The sequence below is a fragment of the Luteolibacter sp. genome, from assembly GCF_039920825.1.
In the GTDB taxonomy this organism is placed as follows: domain Bacteria; phylum Verrucomicrobiota; class Verrucomicrobiia; order Verrucomicrobiales; family Akkermansiaceae; genus Luteolibacter.
In genome coordinates this window covers 130962-149258 of sequence record NZ_JBDSCX010000008.1, presented here as the reverse complement: position 1 = coordinate 149258, position 18297 = coordinate 130962, and the positions used below count along the sequence as shown (strand labels likewise).

At 59.0% G+C, this 18297-nt stretch carries 17 protein-coding genes; 9 read left to right on the top strand and 8 right to left on the bottom strand.

The genetic code is table 11. The features are described 5' to 3' along the window. Positions 1–262 precede the first annotated feature (262 nt). Both ABIQ96_RS01880 and ABIQ96_RS01875 read left to right on the top strand, forming a co-directional pair. Positions 263–667: a hypothetical protein gene (locus tag ABIQ96_RS01880; RefSeq protein WP_348212837.1), complete on the top strand. Its 405-nt coding sequence runs from the start codon at positions 263–265 to the stop codon at positions 665–667. 115 nt (positions 668–782) lie between these two features. After that, the gene (locus tag ABIQ96_RS01875) at positions 783–1034 is read left to right on the top strand and encodes a hypothetical protein (RefSeq protein ID WP_348212836.1); all 252 of its coding nucleotides are present in this window, start codon (positions 783–785) and stop codon (positions 1032–1034) included. A 201-nt stretch (positions 1035–1235) separates the two neighbouring features. On the opposite strand, the gene frr is transcribed toward ABIQ96_RS01875, so the two are convergent. Together frr and pyrH are read right to left on the bottom strand one after the other, a co-directional pair. Next, positions 1236–1802, bottom strand: a complete 567-nt coding sequence (gene frr, locus ABIQ96_RS01870; RefSeq protein ID WP_348212835.1) for a ribosome recycling factor — start codon at positions 1800–1802, stop codon at positions 1236–1238. A gap of 20 nt (positions 1803–1822) precedes the next feature. Further along, positions 1823–2560 carry a UMP kinase gene (gene pyrH / locus ABIQ96_RS01865; RefSeq protein ID WP_348212834.1) on the bottom strand — a complete coding sequence of 246 codons (738 nt, stop codon included), beginning with the start codon at positions 2558–2560 and terminating at the stop codon, positions 1823–1825. A gap of 125 nt (positions 2561–2685) precedes the next feature. Here pyrH and ABIQ96_RS01860 point away from each other — a divergent pair, with 125 nt between their 5' ends. The 4 genes from ABIQ96_RS01860 to ABIQ96_RS01845 all read left to right on the top strand — a co-directional run bounded on the left by ABIQ96_RS01860 (position 2686) and on the right by ABIQ96_RS01845 (position 8232). Further along, entirely contained in the window at positions 2686–4767 is a 2082-nt protein-coding gene (locus ABIQ96_RS01860; protein ID WP_348212833.1) for a histidine kinase, read from the top strand. Positions 4768–4812: 45 nt separating this feature from the next. After that, positions 4813–5484 carry a response regulator transcription factor gene (locus ABIQ96_RS01855; RefSeq protein WP_348212832.1) on the top strand — a complete coding sequence of 224 codons (672 nt, stop codon included), beginning with the start codon at positions 4813–4815 and terminating at the stop codon, positions 5482–5484. Positions 5485–5759: 275 nt separating this feature from the next. Continuing rightward, the gene (locus ABIQ96_RS01850) at positions 5760–6968 is read left to right on the top strand and encodes a hypothetical protein (RefSeq protein WP_348212831.1); all 1209 of its coding nucleotides are present in this window, start codon (positions 5760–5762) and stop codon (positions 6966–6968) included. After that, complete coding sequence (locus tag ABIQ96_RS01845; RefSeq protein WP_348212830.1) at positions 6955–8232, top strand: hypothetical protein; 1278 nt, start codon at positions 6955–6957, stop codon at positions 8230–8232. Before ABIQ96_RS01850 ends, ABIQ96_RS01845 begins: the two co-directional genes overlap by 14 nt. A gap of 3 nt (positions 8233–8235) precedes the next feature. Here ABIQ96_RS01845 and ABIQ96_RS01840 read toward each other — a convergent pair whose 3' ends face one another. Next, positions 8236–8799 carry a hypothetical protein gene (locus ABIQ96_RS01840; RefSeq protein WP_348212829.1) on the bottom strand — a complete coding sequence of 188 codons (564 nt, stop codon included), beginning with the start codon at positions 8797–8799 and terminating at the stop codon, positions 8236–8238. Positions 8800–8959: 160 nt separating this feature from the next. Between ABIQ96_RS01840 and ABIQ96_RS01835 the strand changes: the two genes are divergently transcribed. After that, complete coding sequence (locus ABIQ96_RS01835; RefSeq protein ID WP_348212828.1) at positions 8960–9904, top strand: KpsF/GutQ family sugar-phosphate isomerase; 945 nt, start codon at positions 8960–8962, stop codon at positions 9902–9904. 126 nt (positions 9905–10030) lie between these two features. Here the strand turns inward: ABIQ96_RS01835 and rpsI are convergent, their stop codons facing one another. The 4 genes from rpsI to ABIQ96_RS01815 all read right to left on the bottom strand — a co-directional run bounded on the left by rpsI (position 10031) and on the right by ABIQ96_RS01815 (position 12557). Next, positions 10031–10426 (bottom strand): 30S ribosomal protein S9, encoded by a 396-nt coding sequence (gene rpsI / locus ABIQ96_RS01830; protein WP_348212827.1) that lies wholly within the window; start codon positions 10424–10426, stop codon positions 10031–10033. Between the two features lie 16 nt (positions 10427–10442). Beyond that, positions 10443–10874: a 50S ribosomal protein L13 gene (gene rplM / locus ABIQ96_RS01825; RefSeq protein ID WP_348212839.1), complete on the bottom strand. Its 432-nt coding sequence runs from the start codon at positions 10872–10874 to the stop codon at positions 10443–10445. A 132-nt stretch (positions 10875–11006) separates the two neighbouring features. Continuing rightward, a complete protein-coding gene (locus ABIQ96_RS01820) occupies positions 11007–11807 on the bottom strand; it encodes a hypothetical protein (RefSeq protein ID WP_348212826.1) in 801 nt (266 codons plus the stop codon). 18 nt (positions 11808–11825) lie between these two features. After that, positions 11826–12557 carry an N-acetylmuramoyl-L-alanine amidase gene (locus tag ABIQ96_RS01815; RefSeq protein ID WP_348212825.1) on the bottom strand — a complete coding sequence of 244 codons (732 nt, stop codon included), beginning with the start codon at positions 12555–12557 and terminating at the stop codon, positions 11826–11828. A gap of 136 nt (positions 12558–12693) precedes the next feature. Here ABIQ96_RS01815 and ABIQ96_RS01810 point away from each other — a divergent pair, with 136 nt between their 5' ends. Both ABIQ96_RS01810 and ABIQ96_RS01805 read left to right on the top strand, forming a co-directional pair. Continuing rightward, on the top strand, positions 12694–13923 hold the full coding sequence (locus ABIQ96_RS01810) for a hypothetical protein (protein ID WP_348212824.1): 1230 nt from the start codon (positions 12694–12696) through the stop codon (positions 13921–13923). Continuing rightward, positions 13920–15266 carry a hypothetical protein gene (locus ABIQ96_RS01805; RefSeq protein ID WP_348212823.1) on the top strand — a complete coding sequence of 449 codons (1347 nt, stop codon included), beginning with the start codon at positions 13920–13922 and terminating at the stop codon, positions 15264–15266. The genes ABIQ96_RS01810 and ABIQ96_RS01805 overlap by 4 nt, the downstream gene beginning before the upstream one ends. Here the strand turns inward: ABIQ96_RS01805 and ABIQ96_RS01800 are convergent. After that, a complete protein-coding gene (locus ABIQ96_RS01800; RefSeq protein WP_348212822.1) occupies positions 15250–17940 on the bottom strand; it encodes an ATP-dependent DNA ligase in 2691 nt (896 codons plus the stop codon). The two genes, ABIQ96_RS01805 and ABIQ96_RS01800, sit on opposite strands and share 17 nt — an antisense overlap. Positions 17941–18297 lie beyond the last annotated feature (357 nt).

Sequence of the window (18297 nt, the reverse complement as noted above, 5' to 3'; positions counted from 1 at the left end):
GTCCCCCAGGGGAGGCGGGGGGAGATCCCTTGTCCCGCCTGTATCTCCAACCCAATGAACTCCAACGTCCCAAGAAACTCGTGTTGAAGTAAACTTCAATTTCTGTTTGACTGCCTTCTCATGGAAGGCGTCACACCACAATCCGCTACCCGCTCTGAGTTTGATTTTCCTGCGTGACTACAACCCTCAACCTGAGTCGAAGCCTCGCTCCCGGTAGCGGATGTGTGGACTTCTACGTAGGCAGAGAACTGAAGAGCCAAAAATGTTCGGCAAATCCAAATCCAAGAAGCAACCGATCCAGACTCCAATCGGTGACGGTGTCTCTTCGCCGGACTCAAAGCATGGCGAAGTGGTCGAGGTCCGTCGCTATCACCGTGGTGCAGTCATCGACTTTTCGTGGTATCCATCCCTGCCCTCTGCACAGAATGTTCCCGAGGTTGCAGCGGCTATCCAGATTTACATCGACCGCGTCCATGACATGATCGATGCGGACGAAGATCTTCGGAATGACGTCATCCAGAATGGCGGTATCTACCCCATGAGCGTTTTCTGGGGGCGGGACGATTGTGACTTCTTCATGTCGTTCGCCTATGCTGCTTGGGACGATGGCATCTTGAGATTCTTCTTTCGCGATGGTGAGATCGTTGACACCGATGTCTGTGACTAGCCATTTCGCCCGCAATGAAGATGCCTATCAAGCCGTGAGTGGCAACAGGCGATAACGTCTCAGTCCAAATTCGGACTTCCCCTCGCCGGTGCCACCACTCTACGTTAGATAAAAAATGAAAGACGCTGATGAACTCAAAATACGCGGTGTGTTGCCGACATCTTCTAGCTTAATCGGGACGTATGTGTTCGCTGCGGTTCTCATCGCTTTAGCTTGGTATTTGTCATATCAAGACACGTTTTCGCCCTTCACGATAATTTGGATGATAGGCTTCGGCTGGCTTGGTCGCGCCGTTGAAAAGACTTCCCTGTTGTGGAAGATCTCAAGATTATCATCATCCCGCAAGGCAGACAACAATGCTGATTGAGTAGATGTAATGATACCACACCTCGAAAATAGCCAAAACCAACGAAGAAGCTTGAGTTCAAGAGCGAAGTGCAATGAAGTTACAAACCCAATGAAAAGAAGCTTTATTCTAGCAGCCTCGGTATTCGCGGTGGAAGCTCGCAAGTGGCTGCCAGAAATCCTCCCATGCCGGGAAGCTGGGGCGGCAGGTAGGTTGCCCTGACTAGACCTTCATCAAGTCCGCTTCCTTGGCGACGGCGTGGTCCTCGATCTTCTTCGTGTATTTGTTCGTCAGCTCCTGGACTTCCTTTTCGAAATCCTTCTGGGCGTCCTCGGCGATGACGTTGTCCGCCTTCATTTTCTTGGCGGAGTCCATTCCATCTTTCCGTGCGGCGCGTAGGCGGACTTTCGCTTCTTCGGCGAGTTGCTTGATCATCTTCACCATGTCGCGGCGGCGTTCCTCGGAGAGCTCGGGGATGGGGACGCGGATTGATCGATCAGCGGCAGCGGGATTCAACCCGAGCTTGCACTCGCGGATGGCGCGCTCGATGTCGCGGGTGGTCGCTGGATCGAATGGCTGCACTACTAACATCCGGGGCTCGGGCGAGTTGATGACGGCGAGGCTCTTGAGTTTGGAAACGGCTCCGTAAGCCTGGACGTGCACGTCGAGGTTTTCAATCAGCGCGGGGCTTGCCTTGCCGGTTCTCACACCGGCGAATTCGTGAATGAGGTATTCGACGCACTTGTTCATCGCGTCTTCGACTTCGAAAATAGCTTCTTCGGGATCCATGTCGGGAGGTAGTTAGAAATTCACTCGCCGTGGACGAGTGTGCCGATCGGCAGTCCGCGCAGGGCGTGGGAGAGATTTCCGTGAGGCGCGAGATCGAACACGATGATCGGCACGTGGTTGTCCATGCACAGGCTGAACGCGGTGGCGTCCATCACGTTGAGGCGCTTGGAAAGGCACTCCTGGAAGGTGACGGTCTCGTAGCGGACCGCGTCGGGATCGGTGCGGGGATCGGCATTGTAAACGCCATCTACTTGGGTGGCCTTGAGGATGACGTCGGCACCCATTTCACTGGCGCGCAGCGCGGCGGTGGTGTCGGTGGAGAAAAACGGGCTGCCGGTGCCGGCGGCGAAGATGACCACGCGTCCTTCGTCGAGCTGGCGCTCCGCTTTGCGGCGGATGAAGGTTTCCGCGACGTTTTTCATTTCGATGGCGGACTGCACAACGCAGGGCACGCCGTGATGCTCAAGCGCACCTTCGAGAGCGAGGGCGTTCATGACGGTGGCGAGCATGCCGACGTAATCGGCGGTCGCGCGGTCCATCCCGCGGGCGGACGCACTCGCTCCGCGCCAGAAATTTCCACCGCCGACGACGATGCCGAGCTGGAGTCCGCCTTGGACGGCCTCGCGGATTTCCACGGCGATGCGGTCGACGATTTCGGGAGAAATGTTGTCCCGGGATCCGGATCCACGCAGAGCTTCACCGCTGAGTTTGAGGATGGCGCGCTTGAAGGGTCGGGGATCTTTGGGTCGGTCGGGCATGCGTGATTGGGGCTGACGGATGAAAGCGGAATCCCCCCGGGGTTGAAAAGGGAAAACACGGATTCAATTCGTTGTGAAAATCCGTACTCCCGTCCGCAGCCTGCTTGCTCTAGCGTGCCGGCCACATGAGCTGCATCCCCGGTTTGATTGGATTTCTCGCACTGTCGCTGTCGGCTGCGGACGTGGGATGGGCGGACGAGGCGGGTTGGGACGTGCACCTTGCGGAGAGATTTTCCGGCCGTCTGAAGGAAATCAAAAAAGAGTTGGCCACGCTCGACCCGCAAATGAAGGACCTTCCGGCGATCCCGATCGACGACCAAGGAGGCTCCGGCGGCTATGTGGGGATTTACACGCTGGCCACGCCGCCTGCGAACGCACGGTTCGCGGTTGAGGTCCGTTGGTCGAAAAGCGCGGTGGTGGATCTGGTGGCGCTGGTGCCGGCGAGGCTTTATGACGCGAAGGGATTGGACGCGCAGTATGGCCTGCCCGACGCGTTCACGGTGGAGCTGTTGGACGCGGAAGGAAACGTGGTCCGGCTCGTCGCAGAGGAGAGAAACACCACCGCGAATCCGGTGAGGAAGGGGCATCCGTTTCTCTATCAGGTATCGCCTCCGGTCGAGGCGGTGGCTCTGAGGATTTCCGCCGAACGGTTGAATCAGGATTCCGAAGGTGAGAAGGCATTTGTCCACTCGTGGGCCGAGGCGATGGTATTCGAAGGCGAGCGGAACGTGGCGTTGGGAGCGGAGGTTCGCAGCATCGGCGGCGGGACTTCGTCGGCTCCGTGGCATTGGAACGCGCCCTTCCTTGTTGACGGGCAAACGCCGTTAGGACTGCCGGAAATTCCGGCGGAGGAACATGGCAACGTCGGCTGGATGTCGGAAGGCCGGGAGAAGGCGAGTGAGAGCGCATCATTGTATGTCGATCTGGGAGAACCTGTTTCGATGGATGCCGTGCGATTGATTCCGGCGAAGAAGCCGACGTCGGATTTGCCCAGCGGATGGGGATTTCCCAAGAAGCTGTCGATCGCGGTTTCCGATACTGGCGAATCCGGTGACGCGGCGAAGTGGACGGTGATTTCCGAAAAGGAACTGGTGAATCCGGGGCACAATCCGGTCTTGTTGGGACTCAATCCTGTCCGCGCGCGTTATGTTAGGATCAAGGCCACGGAGCTGTGGAAGGCCTTCGACGCCTATCCGGCGTATTTCGCCCTGAGCGAGGTGGAGATTCTATCCGGTGATAAAAATCTGGCCCTGGGAAAAGCCGTAAGCTCGCCGGACGGGATGCAGAACCTGATCGCGCCGGGCGGACGGTTCTGGAGTTCGGCCGCTCTCAGCGACGGCTACGGACCCGACGGCCACCTGGTCTCGACGCGCGAATGGCTTGGCCAGCTCGACAAACGGCTCCAGTTGGAATCGCGCCGGTATGCGTTGCAAACGGAAGCTGGGAACCTGGTGGACGGTTGGCGGCGGACGGGGCAGGCGGGTATTGCCTTGCTGGTGTTGGGCGGTGCGTTTCTCATCATCGCGCTGCCGATCCGCTATCGCATCCACGCCAATCGCGAATTGGTGAAAGTGCGCGAACGCATCGCCGGGGATTTGCACGACGAAGTGGGCAGCAATCTCGGAAGCATCCAGATGTTCGCGGATCTGGCGGAAGGGCGTTCCGGACCATCGAGTGAATTGAAGCGCATCCAGCGGATCGCCGCGGAAACGGTTAGCGCCGTGCGCGACATCGTGTGGTTGCTCAGGCCATCGGGCGATCATCGCATCGGCACCGTCGAGCATCTGCGCGAAACCGCTTCGATTATGTTAGAGACGCTGGATTGCAAATTCAGCGCCAACGAAGAGGGCTGGCAGGTCGAACTACCCGAAGAAGCCAACCGCGATCTGTTTCTCTATTTCCGCGAGGCATTGCACAACATCATGCGTCACGCCAAGGCGGCTAAGGTGGAAATCCGTGCGGAAAAAAACGACAACATTTTCCGACTGGTGATCGCTGACGACGGCGTCGGTATCGATCCGGATCGGTTGGAACGTCCGGCGACCTTTCGCGCATTGCGTCAACGATCCGAAGCCCTGAGCGCGGAATTGAAAGTCGATAGCAGTCCCGGAAATGGCACCCGCTTGGAACTTTCGGTGCCGTTGGAGCGCAAGCGGAAGCGTCTGCCAAAGTTTTCGAACTCCACGCAATCGGCGCAGCATCCGTAAACCTTCGCTTTCCGAATGCCCGGACATGCGTTAAAACAACCACTCATGGCAACATCTCCCTCCACGAAGGAAAAACCGATCCGGCTGGTCTTGATCGAGGACCACGCCGATTTCCGCGAGTCGGTGTCGATGGTTCTCGAAGAACGTGGGGGGTATCAATGCGTCGGCGGATTTTCCACGATGGAAGACGCGCTGGAGGCGTTCCGCGGCGGACTGGTGGCGGATCTCGTGCTTTCCGATTTGGGCCTGCCCGGCATGAGCGGCATCGCGGGCATCCGCAAGGTGCGGGAGCTCCTGCCCGATGCGCGTGTCCTGGTGCTCACCGCCTTCACCGACAAGGCGAAGGTCTTCGCCGCCCTTGAAGCTGGAGCGCACGGCTACCTGGTCAAGGCCGGCAGCGCGACCCGCTTGATGGATACCTTGGAGGAAGTGCTCTCAGGCGGCACCCCGCTCGATCCCAAAATCGCAGGGATGATCCTGCAAACCTTCCGCCAGCTCAGCCCGATTCCCGAGGCGGAATCCCTGTCCGCCCGCGAATGCGAAGTCCTCCAGCTCTCGGCAAAAGGCCTGAACCGCCAGGAAATCGCCGACGAACTCAAGATCAGCCAGCATTCGGCCACGGAATACATCAAACGCAGCTTCGACAAACTCCACGTCAGAAGCCTCCCGGCCGCCGTCAGCGAGGCGATCCGCCGTGGATTCCTTGATTTGTCGTGAGTTACGGATGCGCCTCCCCCGTTCGGGTGGTGTCCCATAATTTAGTGACATGACAGAATCCGGGATTTAGGAGAACTTTACGTCGTCGAGGGGATGGGGATCCCCGTTTTCAGTAGAATTCATGACAAGAATTTGGGGTCGCACGAGTGTGCGGCCCCTTTTTTTGTGGAAAAATCCGGAGGGATGGTTGATCCGGAGTCGTCCTATCCGTTTTTATGAGGCAAGGGGCACTTCTTTCATCGACAAGCGTCTGAGAAACTATCAGATATTTGGAAATGGCGCGCACCCGGACGTTTCTCCTCATCGCTGCTTCCGCCTGCGTGGCGGCGTTTATCGGCTATCGAAGTGGTGCCGCGGCATTGGAAGTTAGAAATATTTTGGAAACGCCGGTTTCCGCAGCCCATCGACGGGATCGCCCGCAACGGGATTTCACGGACCGCAAGGAAAGCCTCCATCAGTTGCTCAAGCGTCCGCTGAATTCCCGCACCCGCGGCGAGTTGTGGTCGATCGTCCGTGGATATTCCATCGGCGAGATCCGGGAAGCGCTTGAGGAGATTTCCTCGGCTCCGGATTCGGAAGCGGGCCGATACCAGAGGGCCATGCTCTATCAGCGATGGGGGCAGATCGATCCGGTTGCCGCAATCGAGTCGGCAACGGCGTTTCCGGAAGAAGGAGTCCGCCAGACGATGGTCACGAGCGCGCTGACCGCCTGGATGAAGATGGACCCCGATGCCGCCTATCGGTGGGCGGAAAAATCATCCGAGTTCAAACGCCAGGAACCTTCCCGCATGATGGCGAATCTGTTATCCGGCCTCACGCCTGCCATGGCGTTGGAAAAGGCGAAGTCCTACGGTGCCGAAGTTCACAAGGCGACCCTGCTGAAACTCGCCGGCGACTTGAGCACGACTCCCGAAGACCGGGCTGCATTTCTCGCGGAGCTGGCCCGCAGCGGCAGCAGTGACGAGGAGAAGGCTGTTAGCTTGGGGGCGTTTGCCGAAACCTGGGGCCGTGGTGATCCGTTGGCGGCTCTCGGTGGGATGGACGACCTCGCATTGGATGACGGCAAGAAGCAGCAGGCGCGCGACAAGATCACCAGGGGCTGGGCTGAAAAGGACCCAACAGCAGCCCTCGCCTGGCTGGTGGCGAAGGAGAACACGCAGCCATTGAAGGCACAGGTGGATGCTTACACCCGCTGGGTGGGGAGGGATCCGGAGGCTGCCTTGAAGCAACTCGACGAGTTGGAGCAACAATCTCCACCGTTGCGCGAAGGCGTCATGAATGCACTGGCCGCTTCCTCCATCCGTGGCGGTTGGACCCCGTGGAGCGGGAGTAATCCAACAATGAACCTCGAAATGACGAAGCTAAAGTCCCACTACGCCCATTGGTCGGAGCTTGCGCCCGGGAAAGCCGCGGCGTGGCTGATCAATCAGAAACCCTCTATTCAGAAAGAAATCACCACCCCCGAGGTTCATGAAAATCCCTAACTTCTTCAGCCGCTACGGCATCATTATCGCGGGTGTCGCCATCGTGATTCTGGCTGGACTGAGTGGAAATCTCAAAGGCCGCGCCGATGCCAAAGCGGCTGGCGTGAGCGCCAACAACTCCCGGCATCGTCCTGTGTTAGAGCCGGAGCGGGAATCGTCCGCCGGATCATCCCGGCCTGGCTACGATGCGATCCGCAAGCGGCTCAACTTGATTTGGCAGGAATCGCCGGATCCAACATACGATTTCGAAATGCTGGCGGAGATGGAGCGGTTGCTCGGCAAGATGACTTCGGCGGAGATTGCGGAATTTCTCCGGAGCATTCCGCCCGGGTTTGAACGGCGGGCGCCGTATTTCCAAATGGGCAGGGAGATCGTTTGCTGGTGGACCCTCAAGGACGGACCCGCGGCACTCGCCTACCTGGGAAGTCAGCCCGATGTCGAAGGAAGCATGGGACGGATCCTTACTACCCAGACATTCATGTTGTGGGCTGCGGATCAACCGGAGGCGGCGCTGACCTGGCTGAGGTCAGGGGATCTAACGAAAAAGCAGCGGGAATCCTCTGAAAACCTGCTTCTCAATGCGACGATCACCATGGTGGAAACCGATCCTGAGCGGGCATTCCAGCAACTGGCATACCTCGCACCCGATAAGGTCGCCGACTATCTCGGAATCTGGGCGGGATGCGTCGGCGAGAATCCGGAAATGAGGCAGAAACTGTTGGACCGCGCGGCCGCCACCGGACGACCGGAAGATCTAGCAAGAGTCAGGAACAGCATGGTGGCCAAATGGGCGACGATGGAACCGGATGCGGCTTTGGCCTATGTCGATTCCCTTCAAGTCACCGATCTCGAACGCCAGAATCTCGATATGTCCCTGGCAGCGGCGACCGCTCGCAAGGACCCGAAAGCCGCGCTGGATACCTGGCTGGAACGAAACGCCTCCGCCACCGTTATACCGGACGAACTCAACAAGATTGTCGGGGCCTGGATGATGCCCGGCCCTGATGCCGCCGCCCAATGGTTGGACGGTTTGCCCGCCGGTGTGCAACGGGATGCCATTTACTCCGGCTCCATCCGTGCCCTGACCGGCTTTGATCAATATTCAAAAGCCGCGGAGCTGGCCAATCACATCGAGTCTCCTGAATACCGTGCAAAGGCTCTCCAAACTTTGGACAAGCAATGGTCCCTCAGCCAGCCGGATGCCGCCGTCACCTGGAAAGCCGGATTGTCGCCGGAGGATCAGGCTGTGCTGCAAGAGAAGTGAAAATCAATTTGCCGCTGGATCACCGCCGATTACGAACTTGGTGGCAAGGTCGCGCAGGCCGGCTTTCGCATCGTCGGCTCCCTCGATGAGCAGGTTGACTGGAAGCGCCGAAACCTGATGGTGCTGGTATTCATCCAGCGTTTTGCGGAGCGCGACAATGGCGAGGTTCAGGATCTGACGGGTAGTTAGATCCACTTCCGTCGGGATGGCCAGTTCGGCGATGTTGAGGCGGACGGTTAGGGTTCCGTCGATCATTTCGCCGCTGATTCCGACGTTGCAAAGCACCAGCAGGTTCACTTCCTGCACCTTGTAGTTCGGGTTGTTCGTCGGGATCAGGTGCGGGTTGCGGATGGCGTCCACCAGCACTTCGGGAAAGGCTCCGGTCAGCGCCATTGGACGGGGCATCACCGAGGCTTGCAGCGCTTCGCCCACTTCCGAGACGGCTTCGTCTCCATCGGTGCCGTGCAGGCTGATAGGCTCGTAAATCGGCACCACCGTGATGGTGGTAGCCCGGCCCGTCGCCAGCAGGAGACCGCCGATCAGCATCGATGCAATCAAGGTTTTCATGCGCAAACATTGGCGGCTCCGCGGCGGATTGCGAGGCGAAAGGCGGCGGAGCATTTCATCCCCAAAACCAACAGGAGACGACTTGAGCCAAGCTCCACTTGCCAAGTGCCTGAATCTGGGCTTGTGATGGGTCATGGACTACTTGGCGCGTGCCCGCTCCGTGATCGAAACCGAAATTGACGGCCTGAGCCGGATGGCGATGCGCCTCGATAAGTCGCTGGTCGTCGCGGTGAAGATCCTTCAGGGGACTCTCGAAAACCGCGGGAAAATCGTGGTGGTCGGCGTGGGGAAATCCGGGAACATCGGGCATAAAATCGCGGCTACGCTCAATTCCACCGGTGCCACTGCGGTGGTTCTCGATTCGCAGAACGCCCTCCACGGCGACCTTGGCCTGCTTTCCGACGGCGACGCCGTGCTCGCGCTTTCCTACTCGGGTGAAACCCGCGAGCTGCTCGACCTGCTGCCGTTCATCAAGCGCTTCGACGTGAAATTGATCGCGCTGACCGGCAAGACCGGCTCCACGTTGTCGCGATTCAGCGAGGTGACGCTGGACACCTCGGTCGAGCGCGAGGCTTGTCCGCTCAACCTTGCCCCGACTTCCTCGTCCACCGCGATGCTCGTGATGGGAGATGCCCTGGCAATGGTGCTTCTGGAGTCCCGTGGATTCACCGAAGAGGACTTCGCCAGATTTCATCCAGGCGGTTCGCTCGGACGCGCCCTGCTCACCCGGGTGTCCGACATTATGCGCGCCGATGCCGAGCTGCCGACCGTGACCGAGGAGGGAAATGTGTTTGCCGCGCTGGATTCGATGAACCGTGCCCGTGCGGGTGCCTGCCTGATCCTGAAACCGGATGGCAGTCTCGCCGGAATTTTCACCCACGGTGACTTCGCCCGAAGTTTCCGGAATGATCCTTTGCTGGGTGAAAAGCCAGTGGCGCAACTCATGACCCGCCATCCGATCACGGTTCAAGCGGACGCGCTCGCTGTGGAAGTCCTCAAGACCATCGGCGAAAACCGAATCGACGATATCGTGGTGCTGAATGACGACGGGAAACCGGTGGGGCTCATCGATACCCAGGACCTGGCGCGGTTGAAGATTGTTTGAGAGAGTAGTCGGGGACTTCAGTCCGTTCTTCAAATGAACGAAGAGCGGACTGAAGTCCCCGACTACTTTTGAACACAAAAAAACCGCACCTCGTAAGAAGTGCGGTTTTTGTGAAATCCTGAAGGATCAACGCTTGGAGAACTGGAAGCGCGCGCGGGCACCCGGTTGACCTGGCTTTTTCCGTTCCTTCATCCGTGGGTCACGGGTGAGGAATCCGAGTGGCTTGATGACCTTGCGATGTTCCGGGTCCACTTGCGTGAGCGAGCGGGAAATCGCGTGGCGGATCGCAATCGCCTGGGCCTGCTTGCCGCCGCCCTTGACGACGACGTTCAGGTCGAACTTGTTGGAAAGCGAGACGGCGAGGAACGGTGCGAGTACGGCGTTCTGAAGCTCGATGGTAGGAAGGTATTCCTCGAAGGTGCGGCTGTTGATGGTGATCTGGCCGGTGCCTTCGGTCATCCAGACGCGGGCGACTGCGGTTTTGCGGCGGCCGGTGGCGCTTTGAGTGGTGGTGGCGGTCATTTGGAGAAAAAGTTAATTATTTGACGGCGTGGACGACAGGCGCTTGGGCTTCGTGCGGGTGGGACTCACCGGCATACACCTTGAGCTTGCCGAATTGGGCGCGACCGAGGCGGGTCTTCGGGATCATGCCCCAGACGGCGCGCTCGACGAGAAGCACCGGGCGGCGCTCACGAACAAGACGGGGAGTCTCAACCTTTTGTCCACCGACGTAGCCGGAGAAACGGGTGTAGATCTTGGACGTTTCCTTGGTGCCGGTAAGGACAACTTGATCGGCATTGATCACGACGACGAAATCGCCGGTATCAACGTGGGTGGTGAAAGTAGGCTTGTGCTTGCCGCGGAGGAGGCGTGCGGCCTCGACAGCGACTTGGCCGAGGATCTTGCCCTTGGCGTCGATCACATACCACTTGCGCTCGACTTCATGCGGCTTGGCGGAAAACGTCTTCATGTGCTTGTAATAAAAAATAGCTTCGGACACACGGGATGTGCGAAGGGGTGGGGAAACTAGGGAGCCGATTTCAGGGTGTCAACCGGGAAATCTTGAGAAATTCGCATCCATTTTCCGGGCGAGCGTGCAAGATCACTTCTCATTCTGGGGAAGCAGGGTAAGTCCCTTGAGGTAAGGTTTCCAATGGTCAAAACCCGAATCCGCCGGGATCGGCTTGCCGTCATCCGCGAAGTCGCCAGGGATCATGTACCATTTTACAATATCGCCCATTGTTAATACCCCGGCCACTTCGCCCGAGGTTCTCCGGATGATTTTGAATATCGGAGAGGATTCTTTGCCAGCGGGGTAGAATTGATTCCAATCGATCGACGAAATCAAAAGGTTTGCTGCTTCGGGAGAAAGGGTCGAGCGGATGTCGTCTTGAAATCGTTGGATTGCCGAGGCGTAAACGGGCTGCATGGCACTGGTATCAAGCTGTATTCGCGTTTTGTCCGTTTGGACGACTTTAAGGAGATTTCGCTCGCCTGTCAGGAGGTCGGTCTGAGCTTGTTTTAGCGAATTCATGAGTTTCGCCGCTTCCGCATCCGTAGCTCCGAGGTAAGGCAGATCTCTCTCCAAGAAGGAGGATAGATACATGAAGTCCGAGTCGAAAGGCTGATCTTTGATCCGCTTTTCCACAGTGCTTAGTGGAATCGAAATTCTTGGCTCCGTATTTTTCGTTTTCTCGTCCCTCTTACCAACACGGTTGTGGCTGGTGATTTCCCTCGCATCGCCTGACAGGGTTCCTGACGGAGTCCTGTCACCGGATTTCGTTTGGCGGATCTCGGAAATCGCTCCTGCATCCGATTTCCGCAACGACGGTGCCAATGCCAGCCCCAAGGCGAAGCTAACGACCGCCGTGCCGACGGTGATCCAGAGTTGGCGCGACATCATGGGGCTTCGAAAATGAAATCACTCGTGGGCATCCGTTGGCCGGCTCGGCGGCGCATTCAGCGGAGGTGGCAGCGGACCGGTCCCGGCATCGCCCACGGCGGCTTGGGTCCGGATCGCGCCGGCGATGGCATTCGCCAGCTTTTGGCGGTAGCCGGGATCGCTGATCTGGCGGCTTTCGGCGGCGTTGCTCAAATATCCACCTTCTAATAGCAGGCAGGGGATTTCCGGATTCCGGGTCAGGCGGATCCGGCGGCGGACCATCCCGCGATTGCCACTTTCCACCGGACTCACTCCGGCCATCGCCTTCTGACAGCGGACGGCGAGTCCGTGGCTGTCCACGCGCCAGTAATAAGTCTCCGGACCGCGGATGCCCGACGGGCCGCTGTTATAATGCATGCTGACGAGGATGGCACCGCCGTATTGGTTGGCGCGGGCGACGCGCTCATCGAGATCCACGAAAGTGTCATCGCTGCGCATCATGACGACCTTGAAATCGCGGCTCAGGTCATTGGCAATGCGCTTGGCGGTATCGAGCGCGAGGTCTTTTTCGTGCTGGCCGGTGTGGGGACTGGTCGCTCCGCTGTCCTTACCGCCGTGGCCGGCGTCGATGATGACCGTTTTGAACCCCTTCGGCCCCGGGCGATGGCCGTAAACGTCGCGACCGGACGAGGATGGAGCGGTGGGTGCTGCACACGATACGAAGAATGCGGCGAACGACGCGGCGAAAGTAATTTTGAGAAATGAACTCATGGCCGGAATCCATCGCAGGATTGTCGGGCGAGGGAAAGCGCCGCTTTTTAAATCCGCAGGATTTCGTCCGCCTTGACGGATCATGGACATGCAGCGAAACCTCTCTTGTTTGAAAGCCTCTCACATGATCCCGCCCTTGTCGGCCCTGATTCTCGTCGGTGTTTGGAACGCCAGCCAGATGCGGTCGATTTCCTCGCTAGAGCACGATGGCCAGGAGCTTCGCGGAAAAATCTCCGTCGCTCTTGCATCGGGAAGCGTTCCGGATGCTCCGCATGCGAAAGGCGGTCATTCCGCTGCCAAGGATGCCATCGATTGGAAACGGATGCCGGCCGCGATGGCCGCTGTCCGGAACGGTGGCGAAAAGGCCCAACTGAGGGCGATGATCGATCTCCAACAGCGGCTAAAAAACATGACCCGCGAGGAAATGATCGCCGCGCTCGATGAAATCGCCGGACTCGATCTATCCGATGAAGACCGCGAGGCGCTCATCGCGATGATCCTCGAGCCACTGATCAAGCTCGACCCGCAATATGCGCTCGCGCGATTTGTCGATCAGATAGAAAGCGGATCCGGCTCGGTCGGCTGGCAATTGGCGACCGCCTTCGAGCAGTGGATGAAGAAGGATTCGGCAGGCGCCATCGCGTGGTTCGACCGTCAGATTGCCGAAGGAAAATTCGAAAGCCGGACACTCGACGGAAAGAGCGAGATGCGGTCGAAGTTCGAGTCCGAAGTTCTGGAAAACCTGTTATCCTCGGATCTGGCGGCCGCGGCCCTGAGAATTCAGGCGCTGCCGGAAGACCAGCGGCGGGAAATTCTAGAACAACTGCCGTTCACCGACCTCTCACCTAACGAGCAGAAAGCCTATGCCGATCTCGTGCGCCAGCTCATTCCCGCTGACGAGCGTGAAGGTTCGTTTGCTAACATCGCCGAACAACTGGCGAGCAGCGGTGGCGGATACGAAAAAGTCTCGTTGTTTCTCGATTCCGTGCAGGCCAGCCCCGCGGAACGGGCCGCAGCCGCGAAACAAACGGCGACTTCCCAGTTTGAAATGTTAGGTCGCGATGGCGACATCAGCCGCGCCGAGGCCGACAGCCTGCGGGCCTGGCTCGACAAGCAGGCTCCCGGCCAGACCGACAGCATCACCGGCAAGGCCTTGGCCGAGGCCGCGCAGGCCGGAGGGAAATTCGATTTTGAAGCGGCTTCGGAACTCGTTCTCCAATACCAGAAAAGTTCCGGCAGCGACGATGTGCTCGTCGCGTTCCTGGAAGGCTATTCCGCCCACTCGAATCTGGAAGTCGCCCAACAACTCGCGGGGATGATTTCAGACCCGACACTCCGCGAGAAAATTCTCAAGCAGTTGAAATGATGCGTGACATAAAATTTCCGTTAGCGACCACGCTTCTGATTCTCGTCGTCGGCGGGGCCATGGGTTGGATGCATCAACAGCGCCTCGCCACCCTGCGGGCGGATCACCACCTACTCGTCGAACAAGCGGAGAAACTCGGGATTTCCTCAGCTCCCGCAAATGCATCCGATGACCCGCGGATCACCAAGCGCCAGCGGCAGGATGGTGAGAGCGACGCGCATGCCATGGCTGCGGAACTTGTCGCGTTCGCCAAGGAAATGGAACTCAAGGAAAAATCCGGCGGCACGGCGGAAGACGCATCCGACAGCCGCGCGATGGACTTGATGAACCGGCTGATGGAACTCGACGCATCCCAGCTGAAGCTCGTCATCGCCGGACTGCGCGATGACAAATCCCTCACCCAGGAAAACCGCCGCAATCTCATCGGCTTTTCCATCATGATGCTTGGCGACGATCATCCGGCGGCGGCACTCGCGCTTTACTCGGAGTCGGCTGATTTGTTAGGCGACAGCATGATGGGGAAACAGGTTGTCGCCTCGTCCCTTATGGCCTGGGCGAAGGACTCTCCGCTGGCCGCGCTCGCATGGATCCGCGTCAACGAGTCCGCTCATCCGGACATCGCCGACGAGTCCGCGAAACGCAACATCATCGCCGGAGCCGCCCAGACCGATCCGAAACTCGCCTTCAAGCTGATTGGGGAAATGAAACTGGAGGATTCATCGGCGGCCATCGACGCTCTGGTCGAGTCGGGGAAGACTCCCGAACAACGCACCGCGATTCTTGCCGCCCTTCGCGACCATTTGGCAACGCTGCCGGACAGCGAGCAGGGTGATGAAATTCTCAAGGACTCTCTCGAAAGCATGGGACGTAATCTCTCCAACGAGAACTTCGATACCGTGAAGGAATGGATCGCCAAATCCAAACTAACTCCTGAGGAAAGCGCCCGTTTCGCCGCCGGGCTTTCCTATTTCAACACCAAGCAGGACACCGGCCGTTGGATCGACTGGATGGCGCAGAACCTGCCGGAGAGCGACGTCAGGGAATGCGCGGACAATCTCATCGGCCAATGGACGCAGCAGGATTATCTGGCAGCCGGAAGATGGCTCACCGGCGCTCCCGAAGGCCCTGCGAAAAACGCTTCGGTCGCCACCTATGCCGAGACCGTTGCCGAATATGAGCCGCAGGTCGCCGTGCAATGGGCGCTCACCCTTCCCGAAGGCTCGGAGCGCAAATCCACGCTGGAGAGTATCTATCAAAACTGGCCGAAGAAGGATGCCAAGGCCGCCGCCGAGTTCGCCTTGAAATACGGCATCGATACGGAACCCGCTAAAGAAGAGCCCTAGCAGATTGCAGCGTGTCGATGTCGTCGATCGACTTGTCCCGACGGATCGCCTTGATGCGGGGGAAGCGCAGCGCCAGTCCCGAGTCGTGGCGCGGTGACGGACGGATCGCGTCAAAGGCGATTTCCAGCACGATGTCCGGCTCGACGTGCCGCTTGCGACGTTCCTTGCGGATCGTCTGCCGTGTGAAATGTTCGGTCAGATCCTCGATCTCATCGTCGGTCAGGCCGGAGTAGGCCTTGCCGAGAACCCGCAATTGGCCGGTCTCCTCGTCACGCACGGCGAACGTGTAATCGGATAGAACATCCGAGCGTTTGCCGTGTCCTTGCTCGGCGATGACGACCACGCAATCGAGCGTCGGCATCACACCCTTGAGTTTGATCCATGATTTTCCGCGTTTCCCCGGCGAGTAGGAGCTTTGTGGGTCTTTCGCGATGAGTCCTTCATGGCCGTCCTGCATGGCCTGCTTGAAGGCAGCCTCAATTTCTCCGGTGTGCTCGGCGGAATGCAGGGGAATGATTTCGAATGGCGCGCCGAGCGTCATGGTTTCGAGCTTCGCCCGCCGGTCGATCAAGGGTTGCTCCAACAGGTCGATTCCGTCATGCCAGAGAAGATCGAAGGCGATGAATCGCAACGGTACCGTGTGATCCGCTCCCTGTTCGGTTAGGAATAAATCACCATCGGCGGTTTTTCTTCCAAGGCGCTTCTGAAGATCCGCGAAGCCGAGTTTGCGACCCTCGGCGAAGGCGATCAGCTCGCCGTCGAGGATGAAGTCGCCGTCGAGCTGACGGGCGGCTGCGAGGAGTTCGGGGAATTCGTCGAGCGGCCGCAGGTCGCGGGAAAACAGGGCGACGTCGTTTCCGAGTTTGTGGAGTTGCGCGCGGATGCCGTCGTATTTCGGCTCCAACCAGAACGGCGGTGCGAATGGAAGCTTCTCGAAAAGGGGAGTGTCATCCTCCTCATCGCGTTCAAGCGGAGCCGCAAGCATGCACTTCACCGCCACCAGCGGGCGGAGCGTGGCTTCCGCGAGTTTGTGATGCCTCGCTAACAGAGCGGTCTCTCCGATGTCGCCGGTGAGCATGTGGGCATGTCGGACTTCGGCGGGTACAACATCGAATGCGGCGGCGATCGCGTCCTCGACCAGCCCTTCCTTGAGGCCGATCCGCAGGTCACCTGTTAGCAACTTGACGAGTGTTTCACCTTCCACCGGATGCAGCGTGGCCAGCCGGGCGGCCAGACGTGCGATGCGGTCGAGTGATCCGGTCGCCGCCACCAGTTCTTCGAAAAACGCGGCGAGTCCAGGGAGATCAAGAGGCTCCGGCCGGAGGTGGATTTCCTGAAGCACCAACCGCGCCGTGCGGGCGGTGTCGTTCTGGGCGAGTGAAATTTCGCGATAGCGTTCCTCCCTGACATTCGGCAGTGAAACCAAGGCCCGCCGGATGGTGGCCGAGCCGACGTGCAACTGACGTCTTCCGGATTTCCGCGGCAGAGCCTCGCCTGTTAGCCAAACCGCGGCGAGCCGGAGGTCTTCATCGTTCGCCAGTCCGCGCAGGTAGGTTGCGAGGAATTCGGTTTTCGCCACACGGCTGCTGGTTTCGCCGACCAGCCGGCAGAGGTCGCCGAAATCCGCCAACGAACAGATCGCGCGGATGGCCCGGGTGGAAGTGCCGCCGGGCCGTTGAGCGGCTTGGGCGATCGATAGTTCCAGCTGGTCGCCGCCCATCGCGCACCAGGCATCCATGCCACGGGTCCGCAATTCCGCGGCGAATTCTTTGGCGAAGCCGTGGACTGTTAGGATTCGTTTCGGCCGGACGCGCGTGATGCATTCCATCAGTCCGGAGTGATCGGCATGGTCGGAAAGAGGGATGACTTCATCGACTCGATAACGGTATTTCGAACCAGGCTGCATTGCCCAGCCGGTGAGCATCGCCGTGCGTTTCGCTTTCAATCCGCGCATCAATTTCGACCGGATCGCATTCGGCGGAACGATGACGACATGGCCGGGAGGCGCGTGACCGTCGAACTCCACCGGTTCCGGCAGCATGTCGAAGCCGGCCTCGCGGCAGGCCGCGGTCATCGCGGCGACGGCCGGGTGAAGCAGCGCGGGAATGCCATGTTCGGTGATCAACGCGAGCGCCTCCTGTGCCTTGCCCAGAGAATAGCCTAACAATACGGGCGTTTCTCCGTCGGAAAATGCGTCCTGAATGAAGCGCAGGATGCACGCTTCGATTTCCATCGGGTTCGGAAACTCGAAATTCGGCAGCCCGAAGGTGGTTTCGATGATGAGCGTGTCGGCGCTGAGGAAATTGACGGACTCCGCCGTGCGTCCGCGGCGGGTTTTGAAATCACCGGTGTAAAGCAGGCTCGCGTTGTCCTTGATGCGGGTGACATGCAACATCGCCGAGCCGGAAATGTGGCCGGCCGGCAGCAGTCTCAGCCGGAAACCATCGCGGACGATTGGCACGTGAAATGAAACCGCTTCGATTCGGTTTTCCGCCAGATGAAACCGGCGTTTCACCAGCGCGGCGGTGACATCTGAACACAGCGCCGATTCATGCCGCGCGAAGTGATCCGCATGGGCGTGGGAAACAAAAGCGCGAGGCTTCGCATCCCATGGGTCCAGCCACAGGTCGAGTTCCGGCAGGTACAGGCCGCGTTGGAAACGAACTTCAATCAATCTGCCCGCAGGCTAATGGCAGTTCCATGGCATGGCCAAGGGAAACCGATGCAGATTCGAGGAGCATCGCGTTGGTTTATTCCGAGTGTCGCTTTCAGTCGTCTGGGTGTCTGCTTCCATGCGCGACGGCCGCAATCACTATGGTATTGCCGCGGATATGATAGGCGACGTAGTAGGGAAATACAGGACGGTTGACCCGCCGGAAACCTCCGTCGCGCTCCCGCCACAGTAATGGAAGAGCCAAAATCGTCGCGCAGATCTCCCGGATTTCAGCTCCGAAGCGGGTTCCAAGACCACGTTACTTTTCCTCGTGGTTTTCACCTGCTTCGAAAAACTCGGCCGCTGCCTCCGGAAGAA

What these genes read in the sequence shown, in the direction of transcription:
- ABIQ96_RS01805 (WP_348212823.1), top strand. Translation starts at nt 13,920, where the DNA reads ATGATGCGTGACATAAAATTTCCGTTAGCGACCACGCTTCTGATTCTC.
- ABIQ96_RS01840 (WP_348212829.1), bottom strand. Translation starts at nt 8,799, where the DNA reads ATGAAAACCTTGATTGCATCGATGCTGATCGGCGGTCTCCTGCTGGCG.
- ABIQ96_RS01880 (WP_348212837.1), top strand. Translation starts at nt 263, where the DNA reads ATGTTCGGCAAATCCAAATCCAAGAAGCAACCGATCCAGACTCCAATC.
- ABIQ96_RS01875 (WP_348212836.1), top strand. Translation starts at nt 783, where the DNA reads ATGAAAGACGCTGATGAACTCAAAATACGCGGTGTGTTGCCGACATCT.
- ABIQ96_RS01855 (WP_348212832.1), top strand. Translation starts at nt 4,813, where the DNA reads ATGGCAACATCTCCCTCCACGAAGGAAAAACCGATCCGGCTGGTCTTG.
- ABIQ96_RS01845 (WP_348212830.1), top strand. Translation starts at nt 6,955, where the DNA reads ATGAAAATCCCTAACTTCTTCAGCCGCTACGGCATCATTATCGCGGGT.
- ABIQ96_RS01850 (WP_348212831.1), top strand. Translation starts at nt 5,760, where the DNA reads ATGGCGCGCACCCGGACGTTTCTCCTCATCGCTGCTTCCGCCTGCGTG.
- rpsI (WP_348212827.1), bottom strand. Translation starts at nt 10,426, where the DNA reads ATGACCGCCACCACCACTCAAAGCGCCACCGGCCGCCGCAAAACCGCA.
- pyrH (WP_348212834.1), bottom strand. Translation starts at nt 2,560, where the DNA reads ATGCCCGACCGACCCAAAGATCCCCGACCCTTCAAGCGCGCCATCCTC.
- rplM (WP_348212839.1), bottom strand. Translation starts at nt 10,874, where the DNA reads ATGAAGACGTTTTCCGCCAAGCCGCATGAAGTCGAGCGCAAGTGGTAT.
- frr (WP_348212835.1), bottom strand. Translation starts at nt 1,802, where the DNA reads ATGGATCCCGAAGAAGCTATTTTCGAAGTCGAAGACGCGATGAACAAG.
- ABIQ96_RS01860 (WP_348212833.1), top strand. Translation starts at nt 2,686, where the DNA reads ATGAGCTGCATCCCCGGTTTGATTGGATTTCTCGCACTGTCGCTGTCG.
- ABIQ96_RS01815 (WP_348212825.1), bottom strand. Translation starts at nt 12,557, where the DNA reads ATGAGTTCATTTCTCAAAATTACTTTCGCCGCGTCGTTCGCCGCATTC.
- ABIQ96_RS01820 (WP_348212826.1), bottom strand. Translation starts at nt 11,807, where the DNA reads ATGATGTCGCGCCAACTCTGGATCACCGTCGGCACGGCGGTCGTTAGC.